This window comes from Shouchella clausii (assembly GCF_002250115.1).
GTDB lineage: Bacteria > Bacillota > Bacilli > Bacillales > Bacillaceae_D > Shouchella > Shouchella clausii.
In genome coordinates this window covers 145,955-158,942 of record NZ_CP019985.1, presented here as the reverse complement: position 1 = coordinate 158,942, position 12,988 = coordinate 145,955, and the positions used below count along the sequence as shown (strand labels likewise).

General features: G+C 46.7%; 11 protein-coding genes. 10 read left to right on the top strand and 1 reads right to left on the bottom strand.

Features of this window, described 5'->3' with window-relative positions; translation table 11 throughout:
* The first annotated feature begins 121 nt into the window (after nucleotides 1–121).
* Entirely contained in the window at nucleotides 122–1,003 is an 882-nt protein-coding gene (locus BC8716_RS00710) for an aldose 1-epimerase family protein (protein WP_094423512.1), read from the top strand.
* Between the two features lie 35 nt (nucleotides 1,004–1,038).
* Here BC8716_RS00710 and BC8716_RS00705 read toward each other — a convergent pair whose 3' ends face one another.
* Nucleotides 1,039–1,335 (bottom strand): hypothetical protein, encoded by a 297-nt coding sequence (locus tag BC8716_RS00705; RefSeq protein WP_094423511.1) that lies wholly within the window; start codon nucleotides 1,333–1,335, stop codon nucleotides 1,039–1,041.
* A gap of 257 nt (nucleotides 1,336–1,592) precedes the next feature.
* Here BC8716_RS00705 and BC8716_RS22660 point away from each other — a divergent pair, with 257 nt between their 5' ends.
* The 9 genes from BC8716_RS22660 to BC8716_RS00665 all read left to right on the top strand — a co-directional run bounded on the left by BC8716_RS22660 (nucleotide 1,593) and on the right by BC8716_RS00665 (nucleotide 12,918).
* Nucleotides 1,593–1,715 carry a hypothetical protein gene (locus BC8716_RS22660; protein WP_255222624.1) on the top strand — a complete coding sequence of 41 codons (123 nt, stop codon included), beginning with the start codon at nucleotides 1,593–1,595 and terminating at the stop codon, nucleotides 1,713–1,715.
* A 230-nt stretch (nucleotides 1,716–1,945) separates the two neighbouring features.
* The gene (locus BC8716_RS00700) at nucleotides 1,946–2,998 is read left to right on the top strand and encodes a FecCD family ABC transporter permease (RefSeq protein WP_094429131.1); all 1,053 of its coding nucleotides are present in this window, start codon (nucleotides 1,946–1,948) and stop codon (nucleotides 2,996–2,998) included.
* Nucleotides 2,995–4,008: a FecCD family ABC transporter permease gene (locus BC8716_RS00695; RefSeq protein ID WP_094423510.1), complete on the top strand. Its 1,014-nt coding sequence runs from the start codon at nucleotides 2,995–2,997 to the stop codon at nucleotides 4,006–4,008. Before BC8716_RS00700 ends, BC8716_RS00695 begins: the two co-directional genes overlap by 4 nt.
* 16 nt (nucleotides 4,009–4,024) lie before the next feature.
* The gene (locus tag BC8716_RS00690; protein ID WP_062750202.1) at nucleotides 4,025–4,852 is read left to right on the top strand and encodes an ABC transporter ATP-binding protein; all 828 of its coding nucleotides are present in this window, start codon (nucleotides 4,025–4,027) and stop codon (nucleotides 4,850–4,852) included.
* 661 nt (nucleotides 4,853–5,513) lie between these two features.
* The gene (pcrB, locus tag BC8716_RS00685) at nucleotides 5,514–6,212 is read left to right on the top strand and encodes a heptaprenylglyceryl phosphate synthase (protein ID WP_094423509.1); all 699 of its coding nucleotides are present in this window, start codon (nucleotides 5,514–5,516) and stop codon (nucleotides 6,210–6,212) included.
* Between the two features lie 12 nt (nucleotides 6,213–6,224).
* The gene (pcrA, locus tag BC8716_RS00680) at nucleotides 6,225–8,471 is read left to right on the top strand and encodes a DNA helicase PcrA (RefSeq protein WP_094423508.1); all 2,247 of its coding nucleotides are present in this window, start codon (nucleotides 6,225–6,227) and stop codon (nucleotides 8,469–8,471) included.
* A gap of 16 nt (nucleotides 8,472–8,487) precedes the next feature.
* A complete protein-coding gene (ligA, locus tag BC8716_RS00675; protein ID WP_094423507.1) occupies nucleotides 8,488–10,503 on the top strand; it encodes an NAD-dependent DNA ligase LigA in 2,016 nt (671 codons plus the stop codon).
* 16 nt (nucleotides 10,504–10,519) lie between these two features.
* A complete protein-coding gene (locus BC8716_RS00670; RefSeq protein ID WP_094423506.1) occupies nucleotides 10,520–11,674 on the top strand; it encodes a CamS family sex pheromone protein in 1,155 nt (384 codons plus the stop codon).
* Nucleotides 11,675–11,823: 149 nt separating this feature from the next.
* Nucleotides 11,824–12,918, top strand: a complete 1,095-nt coding sequence (locus BC8716_RS00665) for a BMP family lipoprotein (protein WP_062750197.1) — start codon at nucleotides 11,824–11,826, stop codon at nucleotides 12,916–12,918.
* The last annotated feature ends 70 nt before the right edge of the window (nucleotides 12,919–12,988 follow it).

The window sequence follows — 12,988 nt, the reverse complement described above, 5'->3', positions numbered from 1 at the left end:
TGCGCTTTCATTTTGTATTTTATTCGAAGGTTAGTTTGATTAATCCTGCAAAGGACGGTACTAGTTGCATTTTCAGTCCATTCCGTCATACTACAAGAGAGAAAGGATAGGAGGGCTATATGTGATCATAATTGAGAATGACAAATTAACGGTTGAAATTGCAAATAAAGGTGCGGAAATTCGGAGCATTTGGCATAAAGAACAAAGCAGGGAAGTAATGTGGAGCGGAGACCCAACGTACTGGGGGCGGATCGCGCCTATATTGTTTCCAATTGTTGGCCGTTTAAAAGAGGGCGCGTATACATACAACGGGAAGTCTTATCAACTGAGCCAACATGGATTTTTACGCGACCAAATGTTTGTTACTGACGATTTGCAAAGCGACAAAGCCGTATTCCGGTTTGAGTCATCTGGTCAGTTTGCCGATGTGTACCCTTTTGAATTTACGGTTTATCTATCGTACCAGTTAAACGGACATACGCTCACCGTAGGCTGGGAAGTCGTCAATGACAATGAGGAGGAGATGTATTTTTCAATCGGTGGGCATCCTGCTTTTAAGATTCCCTTTCGCTCAGAAGAAACATTCACAGAGTATGAGCTTTCCTTTAAAGCGGCAGAAGGCAAGCAAATCGAACGTTATGCGCTTTCTAATGGTTTGGTCCAAAAACCGGAAATTGTGCCAGAGCTGAAAAATATCGGGCTTACTGACTCGCTCTTTCAACATGACGCACTCGTCTACAGCCATCTTGACGAAGTCGCTCTTTATCCAAAACAACGCCCTGAAGAAAAAGTTGTTGTCTCTTTTCCTCGTTTTCCTTATGTGGGAATTTGGTCAGCATACAATCCGGAAGAAAAAACGAGCGCACCTTTTGTTTGTATTGAGCCATGGTTTGGGGTTGCCGATACGGTTGATACAACAGGGCGATTAGCGGAGAAAAAGGGCATCCAACAAATTGGTGCCAATGAATCGTTTAAAGCATCCTATCAGATCAAGATTTATTGAGCAATCGCGCAAACAGAGGCGCGATTGCTTCACTGTTAGCTTGATTGCATAAACAAAAAGCGGAAAAACGTGACGGCGGCTAGAACGGCAACGCCAATCAAGTAAATAATGGAGAGCCTTCGTTCGCTTTTGCTCGTTGTTTTTAATGCTTGCAAGATGAGCAGAGCAGCAAGGAAAATATTTAAGAGAGACACAATAAAAAAAGGAAAAATGCTTTCATATAACTTCGTTGATGCAATTCCGGTAATGTTGACAACCGCCACTAAAATAAAGAGCCACATATAGACCATCATAAGGAATGACGGCCGTTCTTTTCGTTTGTTTGCTGACATCATTTGCCTCCTAAATCGAATTATGTATGGATCAACAAAGAGCCGAAGGAAAAACAAGCCTGTTTAGCGAAAAGAAACGTATGATCCAACAGGCTATTGTAAGTGTAGCATATGAGGCAAAAACATTTCGAAAAAGACGCCAGCTTTAGTGAAAGTCTCCTGCTGATAAGGATTACAGAATCTTTACGATTGCTTAATGCTGGCTACATGCATAGCCCTTATGCTGAAAGCAGCAAGATAAAAAGGAGGCGTCGAGGTTGGAGGAGGATATTCAATACGAAGTTGGCGAGAATATGGTTGTAGGCGCAGGCTGGGCTCTTGCTCTTAGCATTCCTTTATGGGGCGGGCTAATTGCCCTTTGCAAGGTGTTGTTTATATAAATAGCGGCTTTTCGTTAAATGGCTGTTTCGTCCAATACGAAAACCCAGAAGAACGGAAGCTGAATCATTCGACTTTTTCTTGGCTGCATGCCGTTTTAATGGATAAAAAGTTTTCTAAAACCAGCAAAATGCTGGTTTTTTTGTTTACCCGCTTGATCGTCCATGGTATGATAATGATTATCAATACCATCAAAAACGACGGATCGAACGTTAAAGGGAAAAAACGTAAAATGAGCACACATGCTAAGGAAGCACAACAAGATTTAGAAAAAGCGAAGGCACGTTCTAAGCCGTTAGCGGCAGTAAGCGTCCTCGTTATTGGATTGGGGTTTCTTGTGTTTGCGCTTGTTCTCTCCATTTCTTATGGGGCAGCGCAAATAGATTTTAAAACCGTTTGGCAGGCGGTTTTCTCTTTTGAACCCGGATTGACCGAACATCAAATTATCCAAGAGATCCGCCTTCCCCGGGCTTTAGGGGCGGCGCTAGTCGGCAGTTTTCTTGCTGTCTCAGGCGCTATCATGCAAGGGATGACGCGCAATGCCCTCGCAGAACCGTCGATTATGGGCGTCATGGATGGGGCGGCGTTAGCGATTGCGATTATGTTTGCTTTTGCTGCGCATGTCTCTGGCTTTCATTTAATGGTTGCCTCTTTTATCGGCGCAGGCGCTGGTGCTGCGTTTGTGTTCGCAATCGGGTCACTGGCACGAGGGGGCTTGACTCCGGCCAAGTTAGCGCTAGCTGGCGTGACGGTCGGCGCATTTCTAAGCGCAATTTCCTCAGGCATTGCTATTCATTTTGACGTCGCTCAAGATATAAGCTTTTGGTTTGCTGGTGGTTTATCTGGTATGAACTGGACCAACATTAAATTGATTGTGCCAGTCGCCATGATCGGTTTGCTCCTTGCCCTTGCTTTATCAAAGTCGGTGACGGTGCTTAGCCTCGGCGAAGATGTAGCGCGAGGGCTTGGCCAGCGGATTTTTCTTGTTAAGACGCTCGGTGTTGTAGCTGTCTTGTTATTGACAGGCGCCGGTGTGGCAGTCGCAGGATCGATTGGATTTGTCGGCTTAGTGATCCCCCATATTACTAGAGGCTTAGTTGGCGTCGACTACCGTTATATTATTCCATGCTCTGCTGTATTAGGAGCATTGCTTTTAGTGCTGGCGGACTTAGCCGCTAGGTTGGTAAATGCCCCCTATGAAACGCCAGTCGGTGCAATGACCGCGTTAATCGGCGTACCGTTTTTCCTTTACCTTGCAAGGCGTGAAGGGAGGGGGCTTTCGTGAAGCAAGCATTGAAAAAACGCCCAATCGCGGTGCTGGCGATTCTGCTTTTGGCCATTGTCGTCGTGTTTTTAGTCAGCTTACAGACAGGCGCGATTCGGATCAGTCCCGATGCGGTTGCGAAAACGCTGTTTGGCTACGGCTCTGCCCGAGATGAGCTCGTCCTGTTTCAGTTTCGTTTGCCGCGAATGGTAATAGCCCTTTTGGTTGGCGCAGGTCTTGCTGTTTCTGGCGCGATTTTACAAAGCATTTCCCAAAATGAACTGGCTGATCCAGGTATTTTGGGGATCAATACAGGTGCAGGCCTCGCTGTTGTCTTATTTATCTTTTTTGTACAAGGTTCTTTAACGGGCCTTGGCAGTGCAAACCTTTTGGTGATGCCGTTATTTGCGCTAAGCGGTGCGCTGCTTGCTGCTTTCCTCATTTATATACTGGCTTGGAAAAAAGGCATTACGCCAGTGCGGTTAGTGTTGGTGGGGATTGGTTTAAATGCAGCATTTAGCGCCTTGCTGATCGTGATTCAATTGCGGATGGAACCGAATGATTTTATGCAGGCAACGATTTGGTTAACAGGGAACATTTGGGGAACGACGTGGCCCCACGTATGGGCAGTCTTGCCATGGATCATCCTTTTGATTCCGATTACGCTTTTTAAAGCGAGAACGCTAAATGTTTTACAAATCGGCACTCAGTCGGCGGTGTCATTAGGCGTCCCGATAGAGAAAGAACGGCGAACGCTTCTTGTCTTAGCTGTTAGCCTTGCTGCTGTGTCCGTAGCTGTTGGCGGTGGCATTTCCTTTTTAGGTTTAGTCGCTCCCCATATTGCACGTCGCCTCGTCGGGCCGAAACACCAAGTGCTTATCCCGGCTGCGGCCTTAATGGGGGCATTGATTTTGCTTACTGCGGATATGATTGGACGCAACATCCTGGCTCCTTCGGAAATCCCAGTCGGCATTGTGATTGCCATTCTTGGAGCGCCATACTTTTTATATTTGTTGATGAAAACCCGATAAACAAGGAGGAAGTCCAATGCCACGTTTAGTGACTGAAAAGCTTTCGATTGCTTATGAAAAAAGAGAGATTGTCAATGACTTGCATTTGCAAATTCCAGATGGAAAAATTACGACGATTGTCGGGCCGAACGGCTGTGGCAAATCGACGATTTTAAAAACGATTTCCCGTATTCTCCAAGCTTCCAGAGGAGCCGTTTATTTAGACGGGAAATCGATTCATAAACAGTCAACAAAAGAAATCGCCAAAAAGATGGCGGTATTGCCACAGTCTCCTGAAGCGCCAAGCGGGCTAACCGTTTCTGAGCTGGTTGCATATGGGCGTTATCCTCATCAGCGCGGGTTTGGCCAATTGAAGGACCATGACCGCTCCATGATCGACTGGGCGTTAGAACAAACCAATATGAGCGAATACGCGGACCGGCCAATCGAGGCCCTTTCTGGCGGCCAGCGCCAGCGTGTATGGATTGCAATGGCCCTTGCACAAGAAACGGATATTCTTTTGCTTGATGAGCCAACGACTTATTTGGACTTGGCCCATCAACTCGAAGTGCTGCAAGTATTGGAACGACTAAACAAAGAACAACAGCGTACGATCGTGATGGTCATCCATGATTTAAACCATGCAGCACGCTTTGCCGATTACATGGTATCGATCCGCGCCGGGAAAATTATGAAAGAAGGCGCGCCAGCAGATGTAATGTGCCAAGACGTGCTCCGCGATGTTTTCCACATTGATGCCAACATCGTCATGGACCCACGGACAGGCAAACCTGTTTGTTTGACGTATGATCTGTTAAAAGACCAACACCAGCAGCAGGACGAAAGACAACCAGCACTGGCATAGTGCTGGTTCCCTGGTGTTGGCCACAACAACAGGCAGACTGATAGAAAACGCTTGTCAGACGAGGAGTGCAGCCGAGGGAAGATGCGAATAGAACGTGGGTTCATGAGCAACGGTTTTCTTGCGCATGAAACGACCGTTTCAAAGCAGATGAGTGAGGCAAACGACGAAGTATGCGAGCGTTTGTCTACAGTCTGAGACAACCAGCACTCGCATAGTGCTGGTTGTCTTTATAAATAATGGCGACCAAACCGCTCGTTGAAGCGGGTGAACAGGGATTGCGCGGGCAAAACGATACATAACAGAAAGAAGCAATATTTTTAGCGAATTTTCGTTGACATTGATAATGATTTTCGTTATCATTTAGATAACGTGCTACGATACACGTCTGGTCGATATAGACCCCCTACATTTAACCTGCGCCTCACGGGCGGAGGTCTTTTTTTGTGTAATCATCTAGGCGGCAACTTTCAGCGAAATCCCTTATTTTTTCAACAGATGGATACGGGACAACGAGTAGGAACTTTGCTATAATGACAGACAGAACGAACGTACGTATACTCGGTATGTGGCATGCCGGTTTGTATGTTTTGCATTTTTTAGAGGATAAGTGTTTGTTGATTATCAATAAAGGAGGGGCGCGCCTGCGGTTAAGGCGCTTAACATGAAAAATTATGATGAATGGGCGCATGTTTTTAAACTTGATCCAAACAAGGAAATAACCGATGAAGCGCTTGAAGCCGTTTGCGAGTCAGGCACTGATGCGGTTATTGTTGGCGGAACGGACAATGTCACATTGGATAACACGTTGTCTCTTTTTGCTCGCATTCGCCGGTTTCCAGTGACATGTGCGCTTGAAGTATCGGACCTTGAAGCGATTACGCCAGGGTTCGATTATTATTTGATTCCATCCGTCATGAACAGCCAACATGTTAGCTGGGTCATTGGCCACCATCACCAGGCTGTCAAAGAATATGGCGAACTCATTAATTGGCAAGAACTGCTGTTGGAAGGCTACTGTGTTTTAAATGGAGAAGCACGAGTGGCCAAACATGCGAATGCCCAGACTGACTTGGATATAGAAGATGTCGTTGCTTACGCACGGCTGGCAGAGCATATGTACCGCTATCCTTTTTTCTATTTGGAATACAGCGGCAAAAAAGGTCCGATTGATGTCGTCAAACGGGCAAGCGCAGTATTGGAAAAGACAAAGCTCATCTATGGAGGCGGGATAAAAAATGCAGCAGATGCCTCTGAGATAGCAGCATATGCTGATGTTGTCGTTGTCGGCAATGGGCTTTATGAAAATCTTAAAGAAGCGCTTAAGACGGTGGAGGCCGTCAAGGAACATAAATGCAGGTAGGCGGTGAATGACATGCAAGATACAATAATTGAACGGATGCTATCTGAATTAAACCCTGAGCAACAAAAAGCTGTGACCCATTCAGACGGGCCTTTGCTGTTGATGGCGGGTGCGGGAAGCGGCAAAACCCGTGTGCTGACTTACCGGATCAGTTATTTGCTCCGGCGCCATTCGACGCCGCCTTGGGCTGTTCTCGCCCTCACATTCACGAACAAAGCAGCGCGAGAGATGAAAGACAGGGTGGCGCAGTTGGTTGGACCAATTGCTGAAGATATTTGGATTTCCACTTTCCATTCGATGTGCGTGCGGATGTTGCGCCGTGATATTGACCGGATTGGCTACAGCCGCAATTTTACGATTTTGGATTCATCTGACCAGCTTTCAGTCATAAAGCAAATTTTGAAAAGCCAAAACGTTGACCCTAAGAAATTTGACCCAAAAGCGATATTAGGGATGATTTCTGCTGCTAAAAACGAATTGCAAACGGCAAGCAAATTTGCGCAAACAGCTTCAGGCGTATTTGAGCAAGTAGCGGCCGACGTGTATAGTGAATATGAAAAACGATTGAAACAAAACAACGCACTTGACTTTGATGATTTAATTATGAAGACGATCCAATTGTTTAACGAAGTGCCGGAAGTGCTCGATTTTTACCAACGCAAATTCCAGTACATTCATGTTGATGAATATCAAGATACGAACAAAGCACAGTATCGCCTTGTGAAACTCCTTGGTGACCGTCTGCAAAACATTTGCGTTGTCGGCGATTCCGACCAATCGATTTACCGTTGGCGCGGCGCCGATATTCAAAATATCCTCTCCTTTGAAAAAGACTACCCGGATGCGACTGTCATTTTGCTTGAACAAAACTACCGTTCGACAAAAACGATTCTGAAAGCGGCCAACAGTGTTATTGCTAACAATGGCAACCGCAAGCCAAAAAACCTTTGGACTGAAAATGACGAAGGAGCGAAAATCAGCGTATACGAGGCGGCTACAGAACAAGCTGAAGCACAGTTTGTCGTCGAAAAAATAAAAGAAGCAGCAGCAGAACCAGGATTTTCTTACAAAGATGTAGCGATTCTGTACAGAACCAATGCCCAATCGCGTATTATTGAGGAATATTTTGTGAAATCTAATCTCGACTACAATATCGTCGGCGGTACTAAGTTCTATGACCGCAAAGAGATTAAAGATGTCCTTGCTTACTTGCGCTTAGTTGCCAACCCTGATGACGACATTAGCTTACAGCGTGTTGTCAATGTGCCTAAGCGTGGCATTGGCGCGACGACGGTAGACAAGATCGCTGCTTATGCTGATGCCCAGGGGCTCTCGATGTTCAAAGCTCTTGGTGAATTGGAGCAAATCGGCGTTACAGCCAGAGCGCGGACGAAACTTGTGGAATTTCGCGACCAAGTGAATAACTGGGTGCAAATGCAAGATTATCTTTCCGTGACAGAGCTAGTGGAAGAATTGCTTGATAAAACCGGTTATCGCGAGATGCTTAAAAACGAGCAGACGATTGAAGCACAATCTCGCCTTGAGAACATCGACGAATTTATTACGGTCACCCAAGAGTTTGAGAAGCGGAGCGAGGAAAAAGATCTCGTGTCTTTTTTGACTGACTTAGCCCTTGTTGCCGATATTGACCAACTCGATAAGGACGAGGAAGCGACGAGAAAAGAGGCTATTACGCTGATGACGCTTCATTCAGCAAAAGGACTTGAATTCCCATATGTCTTTTTGATTGGAATGGAGGAAGGGGTGTTCCCACATAGCCGTTCCTTGTTTGAGGAAGAAGAAATGGAAGAGGAGCGGCGCCTCGCCTATGTTGGCATTACCCGTGCCGAAAAACGGCTCTATTTGACGAGTGCCAAAATGAGGACGCTCTATGGACGAACGAATACCAACCCGACTTCCCGCTTTATTGCTGAAATCCCGGCTGAATTGATTGAAGAAGACAGTCAAATGCCAGCTTGGGGAACAGGGGGTTCTAGGCAGCCAGCCGCCGCAAGTGCAGCTGCTCGCGTGCGCTCAAGCGTCTTTGCAGGCAAGAGTGGATCACCGCGAGTAACAGCAACAGGCGGGGAAAGTTTTGACTGGTCAGTCGGCGACAAAGCGGTCCATAAAAAATGGGGAACAGGAACAGTCGTCAGCATTAAAGGAGAAGGAGATTCCATCGAGCTGGACATCGCCTTTACTCCACCTACGGGTGTAAAGCGGCTATTTGCCAAATTTGCGCCTATCACGAAAGCTTAGAGAGGAAGACAGACTAATGGACAAGCACCAAGCAGAAAAACGGCTTAAAGAGCTGCGCCTCCTATTGGAGGACTATGGCTACCATTATTATGTGCTCGACAAGCCTAAAGTCCCCGACTCGGAGTATGACCGCCTCATGAATGAATTGCTTCAACTTGAGGCCGATTATCCAGATTTGGTTACGGAAGACTCACCAAGCGTACGCATTGGCGGGCCGCCGGCTCCGTCCTTTAACAAAGTGGCCCATCGAGTGCCGATGATGAGCTTGTCCAATGCCTTCAATGAGGAAGATTTGCGCGCGTTTGACCGCCGCGTCCGCCAAGCGGTAGGCGAACACGTCTCCTACGTGTGCGAATTAAAATTTGATGGCCTTGCTGTATCGCTCACGTATGAAAACGGAAAGCTCGTCCGCGGTGCGACCCGTGGGGACGGAACGATTGGCGAGGATATAACAAACAATTTGAAAACCGTTCCCGCCATCCCTTTGCGGTTAAAACAGCCTTATTCGATCGAAGTCCGCGGCGAAGCATATATGCCAAAAGCATCATTTGAACGTTTAAACGAAGCAAAAGAACAGGCCGGGGAAGAAAAATTCGCCAACCCTCGTAATGCGGCAGCTGGCTCCTTACGCCAGCTCGACCCTAAAATTGCCGCCAAACGGAATTTGTCGTTATTTGCTTACTCAATTGGCGAAGTCGAAGGCAAAAACGTGCAAACGCATTTTGACAGCTTGATGTTTTTGAAAGAACTCGGCTTTAAAGTAAACGAAGAAGCAGCGGAGTGCCAAACGATTGAAGACGTCATTGCCTATACAGAAAAATGGAGCGAACGGCGCCATGAGCTTCCTTATGAAATTGATGGAGTCGTCGTGAAAGTCAATTCCTTGGCCGACCATGAAAAACTAGGCTTTACAGCAAAGAGTCCCCGGTGGGCAACGGCATTTAAGTTTCCTGCTGAAGAAGTGCTGACGGTTTTACGCGATATTGAACTAAATGTCGGCCGCACAGGCGTGGTAACGCCGACTGCCCTATTAGATCCAGTACTTGTCGCAGGAACAACCGTAAGGCGGGCTTCCTTGCATAACGAAGATTTGATCCGCGAGAAGGACGTCAAGCTTGGCGATACGGTCATAGTCAAAAAAGCAGGTGACATCATTCCAGAAGTCGTTGGCGTTTTGACGGATAAACGAACAGGCGAGGAAGTCGACTTTCATATGCCGACAGAGTGTCCAGAGTGCCACAGCGTTTTGGAACGTTTGGAAGGGGAAGTGGCGTTGCGCTGTTTAAACCCGAAGTGCCCAGCGCAAATTCGTGAAGGGCTCATCCACTTTGTATCACGGAATGCGATGAACATCGACGGCCTTGGCGAAAAAGTAATCAGCCAATTGTTTTTGCATCAATTGATTGCTGATGTGGCTGATTTATATTTGTTAAAACGTGACGAATTGCTCCAGCTGGAACGGATGGGAGAAAAATCTGTCGACAATTTGTTGGCGGCGATTGAAGCATCAAAAGAAAATTCACTTGAACGGCTGTTGTTTGGGCTCGGCATCCGTTTTGTCGGTGCGAAGGCAGCGAAGACGCTAGCATATGAGTTTGAAACAATGGAACGGCTCCAAGAGGCAACGTTTGAACAATTGCTTGCCGTAAATGAGATTGGCGAGAAAATGGCGGACTCGATTGTCTCCTATTTTCAAAAGCCAGAGGTGTCAACGTTGTTAGAAAAACTAGCCAATGCAGGTGTAAACATGACATACACAGGACCGAAAAAAGCAGCGATGGACGAAGAAGACGGGGTATTCGCCGGCAAAACGGTTGTGCTGACCGGAAAACTGTCCCAGTGGACGCGGAAAGAAGCACAGGAAAAAATTGAAGCGCTCGGCGGCACAGTGACGAACAGTGTCAGCAAAAAGACCGATTTGGTTGTCGCTGGGGAAGATGCAGGTTCTAAACGGAAAAAAGCGGAGAGTATTGGAATTGAGATTTGGACAGAGGAACAGTTTACACAAGCGGTTGAACAAAGCGAACAGTAACAAGGGGGATTGAAAGATGAAGCGTGTGGGGATACTTGGTTTGGCAAGCGCTGTTCTCCTCTCCGGCTGCAATTTCTTTGGCGGCGAAGAGGATGATGAAGCCAATACGCCTGATGTTTCGGAAGCGGATGAATCGTTAACCGTTGTCCCGTCGGTACCGTCAGAGGAGAACTATTATGCAAGCGTCCTGCAAGATGGGGCATATGTGCATGGACAAACGCGTGGCTATGGCCTTGATTTAGGTTATAGCCGCAAAGACTTGGATTGGCTTGAGCTGGGACTGGAGGACATTGCCAAAGAACGGTTCGATCCAAACGATTACTTTTTTCAGGAGGGCACCCATCTTTCTCGCGATACGGTAAAGTCATGGTTGCTTCGCTACGATGAAGAAGAAAATCCGAATGGGCTAAATCCACCTTTGGGCGGAGGGGATGACCCGATGGAACAAGAGAAAAACAGCCCTTGGGTGCTAGCGAACGTACTCGAGCAAAACTACATGAATGTAAATGATGAAGGCGACTATTCAACAGGCGGTGTGGCCCTCGGTTTATCGCTATATAGCGAATACGAATTTACCCATGACGGAAAGTCAGATTCTGTACCGATCAGCGCTGCTGTCCAAGAGGAAAAAGGAATGGAGTTTGCTGAAACGATTGTCAATCGGATGCGTGAAGGCGTCGACTCGGAGGAAGACTTGAGCGACGTGCCGATTGTCGTGGCGCTATTTAGCCAACAGCCTAAGGATGCTGTCAATGCGGGCCATTTTTTTAAAGTAGGCACATTTGAACCAGGAGAAAACCCTCACTGGGTAGATATTAACCAAGAGCATGTCCATTTCCCTTCACCTGCAGCCAATGAAGACCATCGTGACGATGCGGACCGCTTTGCCCAATTCCGTACCGATGTGCAAGCCTTCTTCGCAAATAATGTCGGCGTCGTTGGCAGAGCACGTTATGAAGACAATCAAATGGTAAAGCTCAATGTTGACGTTAATATCCAATATAAAGGCAAGACGGAAGTTGTCGCCTTAACACAATACATTGCCGGCCAAGTCGAAGAATACTATGAAAACATACCAGTAGATGTAAACATTTCAGCGCTTTCCGGTTCACTCGAGAGCATTGTCTCGTATCATCCAGACCGGGAGCCGTTTATTCACATTATCAACTAAAATGCTAAAAATGTTCGTTTTTTATACGATGATTTTATGCTATAGTATGTTTGCTGGCAAAAAAGGAATGACGTTGCCGTTATTCCGAGCCACATGAAGAAAAACGCTTTCAGCAGAAGCTGGAAGTCATTATAGGAGGATATTCTCACGTGAAAAAATGGATCAAGGCATTATCGGTTGGTCTCGCATCGGTTGTTGTGCTAGGTGCTTGTGGACAAGGCGATGGTTCGGAAAACAATGCGGGTTCAGAAGGTGGAGGAGAAAGTTCGGATTTTACTGCGAAAATGGTAACAGACGTTAGTGGCATTGACGATAAATCGTTCAACCAATTTTCTTGGGAAGGCTTGAAAGCGTTTGGCGAAGCCAACGGGTTGGAAGAAGGCAAAAACTATGACTACGTACAGTCAAGCACGGCCCAAGACTTTGAACCGAATTTGCGCGCTCTTACACGGGAAAACACGGACATTAGCTGGGCGATCGGCTTTCTAATGGCGGATGCTGTCAAAACAGTGGCGCAGCAAAACGAAGATGCACAATTAGCGATCATTGACTCAGTCGTAACAGATGACAATGGCGATCCATTAAGCAACGTAGCAAATATTACATTTAAAGAGCATGAAGGCTCCTTCTTAGTGGGCGTTGCGGCAGGCTTGCAAACGGAAACGAATAAAGTCGGCTTTATCGGCGGCGTTGAAAGCGAGTTAATTAAGAAGTTTGAAAACGGCTTTAAAGCAGGCGTTCATGCGGTGAACCCTGATGCAGAAGTGATTGTCCAATATGCGGAGGTATTTACTGACCCGCAAAAAGGACAGCAGCTTGCCAACACGATGTATACGACAGGCGCAGATGTCATTTACCATTCAGCGGGGAACACAGGGAACGGCCTGTTTACAGAAGCGATTAACCGTGTCAAAAATGGCGAACAAGTATGGGCGATCGGCGTTGATAAAGACCAATATGAAGAAGGCGTCTATGAGGGCGACCAATCCGTTACACTTACGTCGATGATCAAACGTGTTGATACGGCGGTCCAAGATGTGACACAGCAAACGATGGACGGCAACTTCCCTGGTGGCGAAATCCTTGAATACGGAATTGAAGATGATGGAATTGATTACGCGACGACTGGCGATAACTTAAGCCCTGAAATCATCGAAAGCATGGACGATTACATGCAGCAAATTCTTGACGGTGAGCTGGAAGTGCCAAAAACCGATGACGAGTTTAATGAATTTGCCGGATAAACGAAATCAAGATGGGCTAGTGTGAAAAACTAGCCTTTCTTTTTAGTTCATTAAAGGAGCGTTTGATCCT